Origin of the sequence: Lacibacter sp. (assembly GCF_035299325.1) — a bacterium.
Lineage (GTDB): Bacteria > Bacteroidota > Bacteroidia > Chitinophagales > Chitinophagaceae > Lacibacter.
In genome coordinates this window covers 1-15,117 of sequence record NZ_DATGWT010000005.1, presented here as the reverse complement: position 1 = coordinate 15,117, position 15,117 = coordinate 1, and the positions used below count along the sequence as shown (strand labels likewise).

Sequence of the window (15,117 nt, the reverse complement as noted above, 5' to 3'; positions counted from 1 at the left end):
CCCGGGAGGGGATGCATCCTAAGAAGCTTTTTGTTCGGCGAGGAAGATTGACTTTTTCTATGAGGCAGCAACAATATCAAACATTATTTACTTAGCCACAGGATAACCTGAACGGTTATCTTTGCGGCCATTAATTTATCTCTATTAAGAATGATTATCCTGGGAATTAACGCCTATCATGCAGACAGCAGTGCGGCGATTTTTGTTGATGGTAAGATGATCGCAGCAATTGAAGAAGAGCGTTTCCGTCGTGTAAAACACTGGGCCGGTTTTCCATCCATGTCAATTGAATTTTGTTTAAAGGAAGCGGGTGTACGTTTAAAAGATGTGGATCATATTGCTATCGGTCGTGATCCATGGGCGAAGCTCGGCAAAAAATTATTGTTCCTGTTACAAAACCCGGGCAGCAGTGTGGCCGCAGTGCGTAACCGTTTGAGCAATGCGAAAAAAGTATCTACACTTGAAGATGAGTTTGTGAAGATCGAAGCGATTGATAAGGAGGAGTTGAAGAAGAAAATTCATAACGTTGAACATCACCGCAGTCATTTAGCTTCTGCTTTTTTTGCATCTCCGTTTGAAGAAGCTGCGTTGTTATCTATTGATGGTTCAGGCGATTTTACCACCACCATGATCGGTATTGGTCGTGGTAATAAAATTGAGGTACTGGATTCGGTTGATTTTCCTCATTCGGTTGGTATTTTTTATACAGCTATGACTCAGTGGCTGGGTTTTCCTCATTATGGTGATGAGTATAAAGTGATGGGTCTTGCGCCATACGGTGAAGCAAAATATGTAGATCAACTGAGAGATCTTATCCAATTTACTCCCGACGGATTATTTAAACTGAATCTTCCGTACTTCCGTAATCCAACAAAAGGAATTATCACTTATGGTGAAGATCATATACCGGTAGTGGCCACTTTGTTTACCGATCATTTTGAAACAAAACTTGGTAAAGCCAGACAGAAAGGTGAGGAGTTAACACAGTTTCATAAAGATATGGCTGCATCGGTTCAACGTTTTACAGAGGAACTGATCTTTCATGTTCTTACTGCTTTACAAAAAAGAACAGGGTTAAAGAATGTTTGTATTGCGGGAGGTGTTGCACAGAATTCTGTTGCCAATGGAAAGATCACACGCAACACTCCATTCAGCAATGTCTATATCCCGAGTGCCGGGCATGATGCAGGTATTTCAATGGGAGCCGCTTTGTTTGTTTATAACCAAACATTACAACAGCCACGTCAACCGGCTATCTGGAGTGCTTATACAGGCAGTCATTTTAATAATGACGAAATTGAAGCTTACCTGCAATCACGCAATATTGCTTACAAGAAATTGCCAGATGCAGAATTGTATAATTATGTAGCTGATCGTTTGGTCAATGCAGGCGTGGTTGGATGGTTTAGCGGAAGAAGTGAATTTGGTCCGAGAGCTTTGGGCGGTCGTTCTATTCTTGCTGATCCACGCAGAAATGATGCAAAGGATCTGTTGAATGCAAAGATCAAACGAAGAGAAAGTTTCAGACCATTCGCACCTTCAATCTTAAAAGAATACGTAGAAGAATATTTCACGGTAACAGATGTGGTGCCTTTTATGGAAAAAGTGTTTCCGATAAAGGAAGAAAAGAAATCAACGATTCCTGCAGTAACACATGTGGATGGTACAGGACGTTTACAATCGGTTGATCAAACGGTATCACCAAGATATTATGCCTTGATCGATGCGTTCCGTTCAAAAACCGGCGTGCCGATTTTATTGAACACATCCTTTAATGAAAACGAACCGATCGTTAATTCACCTGCTGAAGCACTGGATTGTTTTCTCCGCACCCAAATGGATATGCTGGTCATGGAAAATATTATTGTTGAGCGATAAGCAAATGAAAGTCTCCATCATTACTGTTGTTTATAACCGGGCTTCCACAATTGAACGGGCCATCCGTTCGGTGCTGAATCAATCATACAATCATATTGAGTATGTGATTGTGGATGGAAATTCGAATGACGGAACAATGGCTGTGGTTGATCAATACAGAGGCCGGATTGCGACCGTTATTTGTGAGAAGGATCAAGGCATGTATGATGCGCTGAATAAAGGGATCAAAGCTGCAACCGGCGATATTGTTGGTATCCTTCACGCCGATGATGAGTTTACCAATGAAACGATTATTCAGCAGATCGTTGAAAAATTTCAGAGTAACTCTGTGATCGATGCGATCTATGGTGATGTAGGATTTGTGCAACCGGGACAGGAACATAAGATCGTCCGTTATTATTCTTCGGCTATTTTCAAAACCAATTTGTTCAAATTCGGTTTTATGCCGGCGCATCCAACGTTCTTCTGCTACCGCCGTTTCTTTGAACAATTTGGTTACTACCGTACTGATTTGGAAATTGCAGCCGATTTTGATCTGCTCTTACGTTTCTTAAGAAAGCACCAGTTGTTTACAGTTTATATTCCTGAAATGCTGGTGCGGATGAATATGGGAGGTAAGAGTACAAACGGTATCAGCAGTACCATCAAGATCAACAAAGAATTGAAGCAGATACTTTCGGAACATAAATTACCATCGAGTTATATACGATTGTACTCAAGGTATTTTATCAAGGTGAGTGAGTTTTTGAGGAAGGGGAAGGCTAAGAGGTGAAAGAAGAATTGGCAATATGCAATCGGCAATTAGCAAAATTGAAATAAGTAAAAGATTACGACTAACATAAATTACGAAAAGCAATCATGAAAAAAGCATTAATTACAGGTGTTACAGGTCAGGATGGTGCATACCTTTCTGATCTTTTACTGAAGAAGGGATATGAGGTGCATGGTATCAAACGCAGAACATCTTTGTTCAATACTGATCGTATCGATCACCTGTATGAAGATCCGCATATCGATAACCGCCATTTTGTGTTGCATTACGGTGATCTTACCGACAGCACTAATCTCATCCGTATTATACAGGAAGTGCAACCGGATGAGATTTACAACCTCGGTGCCATGAGTCATGTAAAAGTGAGTTTTGATATTCCTGAATACACAGCGAATACCGATGCAGTTGGTACACTTCGTATTTTAGAAGCAGTTCGTTTACTTGGTTTAACGGAGAAGACAAGAATTTACCAGGCATCTACTTCTGAATTATATGGATTGGTGCAGGAAGTTCCTCAAAGTGAACGTACTCCTTTTTATCCACGTTCTCCTTATGCTGTCGCAAAAATGTATGGCTTCTGGATCACGGTGAACTATCGTGAAGCGTATAACATGTATGCCTGTAATGGTATTTTGTTCAATCATGAATCACCATTGCGTGGTGAAACATTTGTGACAAGAAAAATCACCCGTGCAGTTGCAAAAATTGCTTTGGGGATGCAGGATAAGTTGTGGTTGGGTAATCTGAATGCGCAGCGTGACTGGGGACATGCAAAAGATTATGTGGAAGCTATGTGGCTGATGCTGCAGCAGGATGCTCCTGAAGATTTTGTTATTGCAACCGGTGTTACCACTCCTGTTCGTGAGTTTGTGCGTCTGGCATTTGCTGAAGTAGGTATTGAAATTGAATTCAACGGTGATGGTGTTGATGAAAAAGGAACTGTGAAAAGTTGTTCGAATGCTGACTATCAGTTGAGCGTTGGTACAGAAGTAGTAGCTGTTGATCCACGTTATTTCCGTCCAACAGAAGTGGAGTTGTTGATCGGTGATCCAACAAAAGCAAATACAAAATTGGGATGGAAACCTAAATACGATCTTAACAGTTTGGTTCAGGAAATGATAGCGGCCGATCTTGACATTTTCAAGCGTGAAAAATTATTGCACGAAAGTGGTTATAAGATCAAAAATCAATTTGAATAATGGAGAAGAAAGATAAAATATATGTAGCCGGTCATCGTGGCATGGTTGGTTCGGCTATTGTGCGAAAATTGCAACAGGAAGGTTTTGATAATTTAGTAGTACGCACTTCTGCTGAACTTGATCTGCGTAACCAGGAGTCGGTTGATGTGTTCTTTAAAGAATACAAACCCGACTATGTATTTCTTGCAGCCGCAAAAGTTGGCGGTATTGTTGCCAACAATACTTACCGTGCTGAGTTTTTGTATGACAACCTGATGATCCAGAATAATGTGATCCATTCATCTTACAAACACAGCGTATCAAAATTGTTGTTCCTTGGTTCATCCTGTATTTATCCAAAATTTGCGGAGCAACCTATTAAAGAAGAATACCTGCTCACCGGCACATTAGAGCAAACGAACGAGCCTTATGCCATTGCAAAAATTGCCGGATTGAAATTGTGTGAGGCATACCGCAGCCAGTTTGGAAGTAATTTTATTTCGGCCATGCCTACGAATCTATATGGTCCGAATGATAATTATGATCTGCAGAATTCGCATGTGTTGCCTGCCTTACTCCGCAAAATGATTGTAGCGAAACGTACACAGCAGCCTGCTGTTGAAATATGGGGTTCGGGTACGCCACGCCGTGAGTTTCTGCATGTAGATGATCTTGCTGATGCCTGTTTCTTTTTAATGCAGGAATATGATGGAACAGAGTGGTTGAATATTGGGGTGGGTGAAGATGTGTCGATTAAAGAACTGGCGGAACTGATTAAAGATATAGTTGGTTACGAAGGTGAATTGCAGTTCAATATGTCGAAGCCGGATGGTACACCACGCAAGCTACTGGATGTTTCCAAACTGCAGAACCGTGGCTGGAAAGCAAAGATCGGTTTGCGGGAAGGCATTCAGAATGTCTATGAAGAGGTGAAGTCGTTGCCGTTTTAGGGAAGGAAAAGGTGCAAGGCACAAGGCATAAGGCACAAGGCACAAGGCACAAGGTGCAAGGAACAGGGAAGAAGGCACAAGGAACAAGGTGCAAGGAACAAGGTGCAAGAAGTAAGTATAAAACAATGTTTGGATTATTTAAAAAGAAGAAAGAAGAACAGCCTTCTAACCTGGTGATCGATTACAGCGGGTTAGGTATTGATATGCATTCGCATCTCTTGCCGGGTATTGATGATGGTTCTCCTGATGCTGCAACTTCTGTGGGCTATATTAAAAAAATGATGGAGCTGGGGTATCGTAAGTTCATCACAACACCACATATTTATCCCGACCTGTATCCAAACAACAGGGAAACAATTACAGCAGCGCTGCAGGTATTAAAAACAAAACTGGAAGAAGAACGGGTTGATGTGGAGATACATGCAGCCGCAGAATATTTCATTGATGACCAGTTTGCTGACCGGTTGAATAATGATGAACAATTATTGACCATCCACAAGAATTTTGTGTTGGTGGAGATATCGTTCATGCAGGCGCCTTCTGATCTGAAGAATGTGTTGTTCGACTTAATTGTAAAAGGTTATCAACCTGTGCTGGCACATCCTGAACGTTATAATTATTATCATTCAAGAAAAGAGGTGTATCACCGGTTTAAAGATCAAGGTTGCCTGTTGCAGGTAAATCTTCTTTCGTTAAGTGGCTATTATGGTAAGAGTGTGCAGGAAGCAGCACATTACCTGGTTGATCAGAAACTGGTTGATCTTATCGGCACCGATCTTCATCACGAACGTCATCTTGAAGCGTTGCAGCATCCCCAATTAATGGCTGATGTGCAAAGAGCTTTAAACACAAATCATCTTCTCAACGCTACCCTTTAACCTGTTTGAACAAGCCACGCTTATTAATTATCCTTAACCGTTTAGCTGTTGGTGGTCCGGCATTTAATGTAATCAGCGGAGCAGCTGCACTAAGTAATGCGTTTGAAATCCTGCTGCTTGCAGGCGCACCTGATGCTGATGAACAACCGGCTGATTATTTACTTGATCAATACAAGGGGTTTCAGTTTCAGAAGATCAACTCATTAAAACGTTCTGTACTGCCCGGTACAGATTTGCGTGCTTACAAAGAAATAAAACAGGTGATCAAACAATTTCAGCCACAGATCGTGCATACACATGGTGCAAAGCCCGGTGTACTGGGCAGACTGGCTGCGCATCGTTCAAGCGTGCCCGTTATCGTTCATACGTTTCACGGGCATGTGTTTCATTCTTATTTTTCAGGCTTTATATCTAACAGTATTGTTCGTATTGAACGATGGCTTGCAGGATTTTCTTCAGCCATTGTTGCTATCAGTGAAACACTGAAGAATGAATTGACGAACAGCTATCACATTGCATCAGCCAATAAAATAAAACTCATCAGGCTGGGGATTGATACAACCCATTTCCAGGATGAGGGTGGACGTAAGCGAAGTCAATTCCGAAAGGAATTCAATTTATCGAACGATACTATTGCTATCGGCATAGTGGGCCGTTTAGTTCCCGTAAAGAATCATCGCCTGTTTATTGAAACTGCAGCAGAGGTATTAAAGACGAAAGGAAGCAATCATAAACTCCGGTTTTTTATAGTGGGTGATGGAACAGGCCGCACATCATTACAGCAACTTATCCGTTCAAAACAATTGAACTTTGTAAATGCCGGTTCAGGTGATGACAGCAGCGCAAACTTCATCTTCACATCATGGCGAAAGGATATGGATGCGGTGTTTGCCGGTTTAGATATCATCATGCTTACTTCTTTAAATGAAGGAACACCTGTATCGATCATGGAAGCAATGGCGGCAGGCAGGCCCGTGCTGTCAACAAAGGTGGGCGGCATTGCTGAACTGATCACAAATGGTGAAACCGGTTTACTGGCTTCCGGCCAAACTGAGTTAGTTGCCGGCTTATCTTCCCTTATTGAGAACGCCCGGCTTCGTGAACAGTTTTCAGCAGCGGCGGCGACAGATGCTGCCCGTTTTTCCAAGTCGGCTGAGTTGGAAGCACTTTCTTCTCTCTATCATTCCCTGCTCGGTTCTGCCTGATTTTTGGGTATTTCGCCTAACAAAATTGGTGTATCCTGAACTTTTTTGATTTGGATTTGTAGTTTGCAGGGAGACAGATAACATGAACAAGTTTACAATTAAAGACCTTGAAAATCTGAGTGGCATTAAAGCCCACACAATTCGTATTTGGGAACAACGCTATTCGTTCCTGAAGCCGCAGCGTACTGCCACGAATATCCGTTACTACAGCAACCATGAACTGAAAATGTTGCTCAATATTTCATTGCTCAACAAATACGGGTTTAAGATCTCACACATCAACCGTATGAGCAACGATGAGTTGCGTGAAAAAACACTTACATTAACCAATGCCCAGGCGCAGCAGGAGCGAATTGTAAACGAGCTCATTCAACACATGATTGATGTGGAGCTGGATGGATTTGAAAAAGTGCTCGACCAGTATATCCAGTTGAGGGGCGTTGAAAAAACCATCACTTATATCATCTTTCCTTTCCTGGAACGAATTGGTATATTATGGTTAACAGATCATATTAACCCGGCGCAGGAGCATCTCATTACCAATATCATCAGGCAAAAGCTTATTGTTGGTATTGACAACACTGTTACGCCGTTTTCACTCAAAACCAAAATGCTTCTTTTCCTTCCGGAGAACGAGCATCATGAATTGGGATTGCTGTTTCTGCAATACATGCTGAAGAGCCGTGGTGTGAAAGTGATTTATCTTGGCGCCAATGTTCCGCTGAAGGACCTGGAATATGTGGTTGAACTCAAGAAGCCGGACTATGTATATACCCATCTTACAACAGTGATCAAGGAGTTTAATTTTGATAAGTTTATCAACAACCTGAAACTCCGTTTGCCTCAACAACAGATCATCATTTCAGGCTTAATGGCCCAAACGTATGAGAAAAAATCAGTGCCTTCCAATTTCCGCTTTCTGAAGACATTTTCAGAAGTAAATGAGTTTCTCGCCGGTTTACCTTAATCTATTCCGCATAATTTATACGTATATCCCTCCGCCCAGCGGGGGGATTTTTTATAACTGCCTGAGCCCAAACTGTTTAATATTTTTTAAAAAATATTAAACAAAAACTTGCTAAACTCATGATTGTTTGTTTAACTTTACGGTATAAATAATTAAACAGAAGATTATGTCAACGGTAGAATTCAATCAAATGCTTCTTAACAATACTGATTTTCTGAAACCCTTTGCTTTTACGCTTACAAGGGATAATGAAACAGCCAAGGATTTGTTGCAGGAAACCATGTACCGGGCTTTATCGAACCGGGAAAAATATAATGTTGGTACAAACATCAAGGCATGGTTGTACACCATTATGCGTAATATCTTCATCAATAACTATCGTCGTAAGGTGAAGCAAAACACCATTTTTGACTCTACACCAAATGACTTTTTTATCGATTATCAGCAGGCAACAGTTGCCAATGATGCCGAAACATCTTTAAAGATGAAAGAGATACAGTCGGCTATTCATCAATTGCCTGATATTTTCAAGAACCCCTTTATGCTTTATTTCGAAGGGTTCAAATACCACGAAATAGCACATGTACTGAATGAGCCATTAGGAACAATTAAGAGCCGTATCCATTTTGCTCGTAAATTGTTGAAGGAACAGATCAGCAGAAATTAAATCTTCACAACTTGGCTCAACAAGCAATCGTAATTGGCAGCGGCTTTGCCGGCATGTCGGTGGCTACTTTTCTTGCACATGCAGGATGGGATGTTACTGTGTTAGAAAAACATGATCAACCCGGTGGAAGAGCACGTCAGCTGAAAGTTGATGGGTTCACATTTGATATGGGCCCCAGCTGGTACTGGATGCCTGATGTGTTTGAACATTATTTCAACCAGTTTGGTAAGAAAGTCAGTGACTATTATGAGTTGAAACGTCTCGACCCTTCTTACCGCATTTATTACCCCAATGAGATAATTGATATTCCGGCCGATTTTGAGGCAATGAAAGATCTCTTTGAAAAAATTGAACCGGGCGCCGGTAAGCGTCTCGATGAGTTTATGGAAGAAGCCGCTTACAAATATCAAGTAGGCATCAATAAACTTGTTTACAAACCCGGCTTATCCCTCACTGAGTTTGCTGACATGGATCTTGTGAAAGGCATTTTTAAGTTAGATGTTTTTGCATCCATGAAAACGCATGTCCGCAAATATTTTTCTGATCCACGTCTGCGTGAGTTGATGGAGTTTCCCGTTCTTTTCTTAGGGGCACTACCTGAAAAAATTCCTGCTCTTTACAGTTTAATGAATTATGCTGATGTAAAGCTGGGAACATGGTATCCCGTGGGCGGCATGCACGAGATCGTAAAGGCTATGCACCGGCTGGCCGAAGAGAAAGGGGTAAAATTTTTATTCAACCATAATGTTGAATCTATTCAAACCGCAGATGAAACAGCTACAGGAGTTGTAGCAAATGAAACTTATTTTGCAGCCGATGTAGTGATCAGCGGAGCAGATTATCATTTCACCGATACGCAATTGTTGAATCATCATTACCAGGGTTATTCAGAAGCATATTGGAACAACAGGGTAATGGCACCTTCCTGTTTGCTGTATTATGTGGGTATCAATAAACGGCTGACCAATGTGCCGCATCACAGTTTATTTTTTGATACCAGTTTTGAAGAGCACGGGAAAGAGATTTATGAAGATCCAAAATGGCCAACGGATCCTTTGTTCTATGTGAGTGCAACAACCGTTACCGATCCGTCAGGTGCTCCTGAAGGTTGTGAAAACCTGTTCTTTCTTATTCCAATTGCTGCAGGTTTAGCTGATGATACTGATGAAACCAGAGAGAAGTACTTCCAGCAAATAATTCAGCGTTTTGAGGAACGAATCGGTGAACCAATTCTTGATTCAATTGTTTATAAGAAATCGTATTCTGTGAGTGATTTTGTATCGGATTACAACGCTTTCAGAGGAAATGCTTACGGACTGGCAAATACGCTGATGCAGACGGCTATTTTAAAACCATCCTGCCGCAGTAAGAAAGTAACTAACTTGTACTACACAGGTCAGTTGACAGTGCCGGGTCCTGGAGTGCCACCAAGTTTGATCAGTGGAGAGGTTGTGGCCAAACTGGTAAATAAACAATTCGCTAAAAAAAAGCAACACAGTTGAGCTTATGATGCATGTTTTTCACGAAGTATCTCAGTTATGCAGTCGCAATACTACGGAGCGATACAGTACTTCGTTTTCATCAGCCATCCGTTTGTTGCACCAGGATCTGCGACAGCCGATCTATAATATTTACGGGCTGGTGCGTTTTGCTGATGAAATCGTTGATACATTTCATGAGCACGATAAAGCTACGCTCATCAAGGATTTTCGTAAACAAACATTTGAGGCTATTGAACGTGGCATCAGCCTTAATCCAATTTTACACAGTTTCCAGTTAACCGTTAATCAATTCAATATTGATCATGAACTGATCCATGCATTTTTTAACAGCATGGAAATGGATCTTGAGCAAACTCAATACAATCACAAAACCTACAATGATTATATCTACGGCAGTGCCGAAGTAGTAGGACTGATGTGCCTGTATGTTTTTCTTGAAGGCGATAAAGCAGCTTATGAAAAGCTGAAACCATCTGCACGTTCTTTAGGTGCGGCTTTTCAGAAAGTGAACTTCCTGCGTGACGTAAAAGCTGATTATAGCCAACTCGACCGCACTTATTTTCCAGGTCTTGATTTTTCTAATTTCACAGAACGTCAAAAGCGTGAAATTGAAGAAGATATTCAGAAAGATTTTGACGATGCTTACGAAGGAATCATGCAATTGCCTGCCAAGGCCCGGTTTGGCGTGTATGTGGCGTATAAATATTATCTCTCACTTTTCCGCAAGATCAAACGCCTGCAACCCGCCACTATCATGCATGAGCGGGTGCGTATCCCCGATTATCATAAGGTGATGATCCTGTTAAGAGCCGGTGTTCGCAACCAGCTTAACATTATGTAATTTCTAATCACTTATTTTTGAAGGATGCAGGAAGTAATTCTCGTGAACGAGGTTGATGAATCTATTGGCTCCATGGAAAAAATGGAAGCGCATGAAAAAGCGTTGCTTCACCGTGCATTCAGTGTATTCCTTTTTAATAAAAGAGGAGAGATGCTGCTGCAGAAAAGAGCAGCAAGCAAATACCATAGTCCTTCGTTGTGGACAAATGCCTGCTGCAGTCATCCCATGCCGGGAGAAGAAACCGAGCAGGCTGCACTTCGCCGGCTGGAAGAAGAATTAGGATTTACCACTTCCATTAACAAAGCCTTTCACTTTACTTATAAAGCTGTGTTTGATAACGGCTTAACTGAACATGAATTTGATCATGTTTTTGTGGGCGAGTATGAAGGTGCAATGCAATTGAATACTGAAGAAGTAAGTGAAGTGTGTTATAAAACCATGGCAGATATAAAAGCTGAAATTGAACATAACGCAGGTAGTTATACCGAATGGTTCAAGATCGCTTTTCCTTTACTGGAAGAATGGTTACAACAAAACAGATCAACCTATGCAGCGGCGTAAAGCAGTTGTAATTGGTAGCGGTGTTGCCGGTTTGTCCGGAGCCATTCGTCTTGCAGTGATGGGTTATGAAGTAGATGTGTTTGAACGCAATGCTTATGCAGGGGGTAAACTTTCGTTTTTTGAAAAAGATGGTTTTTTGTTTGATGCAGGACCATCGTTATTTACCCAGCCACAGAATATAGAAGAGCTTTTTGCTTTTGCCGGAGAGCCAATCGAAGATTATTTTCAGTATCGTAAAGTTGATCTTTCCTGTAATTATTTTTTTGAAAATGGAAAGAAAGTAAAAGCATGGACGGATAGCGAACGTTTAGCTGATGAATTGCATACACAGCTGGGCGAAGACAAAACTGCTGTGTTGAACTATCTCCACAAAAGCGAAACGCTGTACAATAATATCGGCAGTATTTTTTTAAATCATTCACTGCATAAACGAAGCACCTGGTTTCAAAAATCAATATTGAAAGCTTTGCAAACCGTGCGCCCGCCTCATTTAATGGGTACGTTGCATGGCTTCAATCAATCAGCTTTTACAAAACCGGAAACCATTCAGCTGTTTGATCGCTTTGCTACTTATAACGGTAGTAATCCGTATCAAACGCCGGGCATGATGAGTTTAATTCCCCACCTTGAGTTGAATGAAGGAACATTTTATCCCGAGGGAGGAATGATCAATATCAGCAACGCTTTGGTGAAGCTTGCAGAGAAGAAAGGCGTTCGTTTTCATTTCAATTCGCCTGTGCAACGTATTATTCAGGTTGAGGGGGAAGCAAAAGGTGTGGTGGTGAATGATGAAAATATATTTGCCGATGTGGTCTTGAGTAATGCAGATATTTATTTTACCTATCACCAATTGCTCGGTGATCCTGTGCAAACCAAACAGGTATTAAAGCAGGAACGCAGCTGCAGTGGTATGATCTTTTACTGGGGCATGAACAGGGAGTTTCCTGAACTTCATTTGCACAACATCTTCTTCAGTAAAAATTATGCAGCTGAATTTCAAACACTGTTTCAGCAGAAACAATTGTACAACGATCCAACGGTGTATGTGAATATCACTTCTAAAATGGAAGAAGGACTAGCACCGAAAGGAAAAGAGAATTGGTTCCTGCTCATCAATGCACCGTCGAATATTGGACAGAACTGGGAGCAGATGCGTGTGCAATTGCGCCAACAGGTGATTGATAAGCTCAGCCGTTTGTTGCAAACTGATATTGCTTCTGCTATTGAAGTGGAAGAATATCTTGATCCCATCCGTATTGAAGAACGCACAGGTTCTTATATGGGTTCGCTGTATGGCACCAGCAGTAACAGCAAGATGGCTGCGTTTTTGCGTCATCCAAATTTTACAAGAAAGATCGAGGGGTTGTATTTCTGCGGTGGCAGTGTGCATCCCGGTGGAGGTATTCCGCTTTGTTTCAAGAGTGCAAAAATTGCGACAGAGCTTATTCATCAGGATCAAACAAAACATGTTCATCATTAATGCTGCAGCAATTCAGTAAACAACAGATCGCTACCGCAGTTGCCGTGTTATTTCACTGCATCGGGTTGGCTGGTATTTTGTTTTATGATGCAGCATTGTTTGCGTCACTCACTCCCATGAATTTGTTGTTATCTGCCGGCTTACTCATCTACACACAAAAAGAAAAAAATACTCACTTCTTTTTATTCGTTGCAGTTTGTTATGTGGTGGGTTATGTGGTTGAATATCTCGGTGTAAATCATCAATTGCTGTTTGGAGAATACCGTTACCTGCCTGCCATGGGGTGGCAATGGAAAAATATTCCACTGGTGATTGGTGTTAACTGGTTTATCATGATGTACTGTTGTGGAGTAACCATTCAGCACTTCCTCAACTTTATGTGGAATAAACTGAAAGATGAAGATGAGCCACGCCGCACTAATGTTGGCTTCTTTGCAATCATCATTGATGGTGCTTTACTCGCTACGTTCTTCGATTGGATCATGGAGCCGATAGCTGTGAAGCTGGGTTACTGGCAATGGTTGGGCGATGGCTCCATTCCTGTATTTAACTACGCTTGCTGGTTCGGTATCAGTGCTTTACTAATGCTCCTGTTCAGGCTTTTATCTTTCCCGAAACAAAACCAATTCGCCGTAAATTTGTTATTAATCCAGTTCATGTTCTTTTTAATCTTACGCACCGTATTATGAGTTTGTTTTTATACATATTGCTGGCATTTGCCGTGTTTTTTACCATGGAAGGTATTACCTGGCTCACGCACCGTTTCGTGATGCATGGATTTTTATGGTATCTGCACGAAGATCATCACCAGCCACGTGGCCGTTTTTTTGAAAAAAACGATGCCTTCTTTCTCATTTTTGCAATACCGAGTTGGTTATGCATTATGCTTGGTTTAATGAACCAGGTGTATTGGGTGGTGAGTATTGGTGCCGGTATTGCCATGTATGGAGCAGCTTATTTTATTGTACACGATATCATCATTCACCAACGCTTTAAAATTTTCAGCAGGTGGAACAGCACGTATGTGCGTGCCATTCGCTGGGCGCATAAAATGCACCATAAGCATATGGATAAAGAAGATGGTGAAAGTTTCGGTATGCTGTTCGTTCATAAGAAATACTGGGAGAAGGTGAGGAAGGAAAAGCAGCTGAATCCAAATATCAAGTAAGATGGGTAGGTATGCCATATCTCAGGCATACCTAAATTTCAGGTGAACAGACAACGTCATCATAAACAAATCATTTGAATCCTCACTACACTTACTTCCTCATTCTTGCAGCTTCATTGGCAGGTCCATTGGCACTAAGCTTCGATAAGAAAGTAGCTTACTATAAAAAATGGAAATATGTTTTTCCGGCAATGCTGTTGCCGGCTTTGTTTTTTTTAGTGTGGGATGAATTGAAAACAAGATCAGGCGTATGGAGTTTCAGCGATGAGCATATCACTGGCACTAAATTACTATCACTGCCAATAGAAGAAGTATTATTCTTTTTTGTTGTTCCTTATTGCTGTGTTTTTATTTATGAATGCATTGTGTGTTATTTCCCAACAGTAAAGCAAAAAGTATGGGGCAGATCGGTATTGATCATCATGGCTGTATTGTTTCTTGTTACCGCAGTATTCAGTTACGGTAAAGCATACACGTTTTATACTTCTCTGTTTAATGCATTGTTTATTGCAATGCTGTTTCTTTTCCAGAAATGGTTCAGAGGATTCAACGCTTCTGCATTTCTTATTTCATATTTAGTAGTAGTGATACCGTTTCTGATTGTGAATGGTTTGCTCACCGGTATTCCGGTGGTGTTATATAACGATGCAGAGAACTTTGGCTTCCGCATTTTTTCGTTTCTTCCCTGGCCAATGAACAATATTCCGTTTGAAGATATCTTTTACGGGATGCTGCTGATCTTAATGAACGTGTCGTTGTTTGAACGGCTGCGTAATAAAGCTGTATAACTGATTTGCAGTATTGTTGCTAAAATATTTCCTCCTTCAACTCTTTTGCATTTCGCAGAACATTGTAATTTTGCTCTATAAAAATACTGTTCTACACAGTCAACATGAACAACGCCTCATTTCGGGTTTTAGCTTTACTCTTACACATCTTAGCTTCTCTCTTCATTTTGTTTTATGTGCTCGACTTTGATCTGTCGGGAGGCTGGATCAGGTTTTTCCTGTTCATTGCACTTTGCATGGCAATGCTTGTGTTTCTGATTGCGCACATGGTTTCACTCTACC

The 15,117-nt window shown here is 41.2% G+C and carries 15 protein-coding genes; all 15 read left to right on the top strand.

The annotated features are described in order from the left end of the window. Positions 1–150 precede the first annotated feature (150 nt). Positions 151–1,878: a carbamoyltransferase family protein gene (locus tag VK159_RS04435; RefSeq protein ID WP_324228940.1), complete on the top strand. Its 1,728-nt coding sequence runs from the start codon at positions 151–153 to the stop codon at positions 1,876–1,878. Next, a complete protein-coding gene (locus tag VK159_RS04430; protein ID WP_324228939.1) occupies positions 1,868–2,650 on the top strand; it encodes a glycosyltransferase family 2 protein in 783 nt (260 codons plus the stop codon). Before VK159_RS04435 ends, VK159_RS04430 begins: the two co-directional genes overlap by 11 nt. 86 nt (positions 2,651–2,736) lie before the next feature. Further along, positions 2,737–3,849: a GDP-mannose 4,6-dehydratase gene (gene gmd, locus VK159_RS04425; protein ID WP_324228938.1), complete on the top strand. Its 1,113-nt coding sequence runs from the start codon at positions 2,737–2,739 to the stop codon at positions 3,847–3,849. Next, positions 3,849–4,778: a GDP-L-fucose synthase gene (locus VK159_RS04420; RefSeq protein WP_324228937.1), complete on the top strand. Its 930-nt coding sequence runs from the start codon at positions 3,849–3,851 to the stop codon at positions 4,776–4,778. The genes gmd and VK159_RS04420 overlap by 1 nt, the downstream gene beginning before the upstream one ends. 125 nt (positions 4,779–4,903) lie before the next feature. Further along, the gene (locus tag VK159_RS04415) at positions 4,904–5,656 is read left to right on the top strand and encodes a tyrosine-protein phosphatase (protein ID WP_324228936.1); all 753 of its coding nucleotides are present in this window, start codon (positions 4,904–4,906) and stop codon (positions 5,654–5,656) included. A 5-nt stretch (positions 5,657–5,661) separates the two neighbouring features. After that, a complete protein-coding gene (locus tag VK159_RS04410; RefSeq protein WP_324228935.1) occupies positions 5,662–6,861 on the top strand; it encodes a glycosyltransferase in 1,200 nt (399 codons plus the stop codon). Positions 6,862–6,943: 82 nt separating this feature from the next. Further along, positions 6,944–7,828 carry a MerR family transcriptional regulator gene (locus tag VK159_RS04405; protein ID WP_324228934.1) on the top strand — a complete coding sequence of 295 codons (885 nt, stop codon included), beginning with the start codon at positions 6,944–6,946 and terminating at the stop codon, positions 7,826–7,828. Between the two features lie 166 nt (positions 7,829–7,994). Next, positions 7,995–8,495, top strand: a complete 501-nt coding sequence (locus tag VK159_RS04400; protein WP_324228933.1) for an RNA polymerase sigma factor — start codon at positions 7,995–7,997, stop codon at positions 8,493–8,495. Between the two features lie 11 nt (positions 8,496–8,506). Further along, positions 8,507–9,997, top strand: coding sequence for a phytoene desaturase family protein (locus VK159_RS04395; RefSeq protein WP_324228932.1), 1,491 nt, complete (start codon positions 8,507–8,509; stop codon positions 9,995–9,997). A 4-nt stretch (positions 9,998–10,001) separates the two neighbouring features. Beyond that, the gene (locus VK159_RS04390; RefSeq protein ID WP_324228931.1) at positions 10,002–10,838 is read left to right on the top strand and encodes a phytoene/squalene synthase family protein; all 837 of its coding nucleotides are present in this window, start codon (positions 10,002–10,004) and stop codon (positions 10,836–10,838) included. A 24-nt stretch (positions 10,839–10,862) separates the two neighbouring features. After that, a complete protein-coding gene (gene idi, locus VK159_RS04385) occupies positions 10,863–11,399 on the top strand; it encodes an isopentenyl-diphosphate Delta-isomerase (protein ID WP_324228930.1) in 537 nt (178 codons plus the stop codon). Next, entirely contained in the window at positions 11,386–12,879 is a 1,494-nt protein-coding gene (gene crtD, locus VK159_RS04380; protein ID WP_324228929.1) for a 1-hydroxycarotenoid 3,4-desaturase CrtD, read from the top strand. Before idi ends, crtD begins: the two co-directional genes overlap by 14 nt. Continuing rightward, positions 12,879–13,568, top strand: a complete 690-nt coding sequence (locus tag VK159_RS04375; protein WP_324228928.1) for a carotenoid biosynthesis protein — start codon at positions 12,879–12,881, stop codon at positions 13,566–13,568. The genes crtD and VK159_RS04375 overlap by 1 nt, the downstream gene beginning before the upstream one ends. Then, positions 13,565–14,047: a beta-carotene hydroxylase gene (locus VK159_RS04370; protein WP_324228927.1), complete on the top strand. Its 483-nt coding sequence runs from the start codon at positions 13,565–13,567 to the stop codon at positions 14,045–14,047. The genes VK159_RS04375 and VK159_RS04370 overlap by 4 nt, the downstream gene beginning before the upstream one ends. A gap of 74 nt (positions 14,048–14,121) precedes the next feature. After that, complete coding sequence (locus VK159_RS04365; RefSeq protein ID WP_324228926.1) at positions 14,122–14,835, top strand: lycopene cyclase domain-containing protein; 714 nt, start codon at positions 14,122–14,124, stop codon at positions 14,833–14,835. Positions 14,836–15,117: the final 282 nt, after the last annotated feature.

Coding starts and splice junctions, on each gene's coding strand:
- VK159_RS04415 (WP_324228936.1), top strand. CDS start 4,904: ATGTTTGGATTATTTAAAAAGAAGAAAGAAGAACAGCCTTCTAACCTG.
- gmd (WP_324228938.1), top strand. CDS start 2,737: ATGAAAAAAGCATTAATTACAGGTGTTACAGGTCAGGATGGTGCATAC.
- VK159_RS04370 (WP_324228927.1), top strand. CDS start 13,565: ATGAGTTTGTTTTTATACATATTGCTGGCATTTGCCGTGTTTTTTACC.
- VK159_RS04405 (WP_324228934.1), top strand. CDS start 6,944: ATGAACAAGTTTACAATTAAAGACCTTGAAAATCTGAGTGGCATTAAA.
- idi (WP_324228930.1), top strand. CDS start 10,863: ATGCAGGAAGTAATTCTCGTGAACGAGGTTGATGAATCTATTGGCTCC.
- VK159_RS04390 (WP_324228931.1), top strand. CDS start 10,002: ATGATGCATGTTTTTCACGAAGTATCTCAGTTATGCAGTCGCAATACT.
- VK159_RS04435 (WP_324228940.1), top strand. CDS start 151: ATGATTATCCTGGGAATTAACGCCTATCATGCAGACAGCAGTGCGGCG.
- VK159_RS04420 (WP_324228937.1), top strand. CDS start 3,849: ATGGAGAAGAAAGATAAAATATATGTAGCCGGTCATCGTGGCATGGTT.
- crtD (WP_324228929.1), top strand. CDS start 11,386: ATGCAGCGGCGTAAAGCAGTTGTAATTGGTAGCGGTGTTGCCGGTTTG.
- VK159_RS04375 (WP_324228928.1), top strand. CDS start 12,879: ATGCTGCAGCAATTCAGTAAACAACAGATCGCTACCGCAGTTGCCGTG.
- VK159_RS04400 (WP_324228933.1), top strand. CDS start 7,995: ATGTCAACGGTAGAATTCAATCAAATGCTTCTTAACAATACTGATTTT.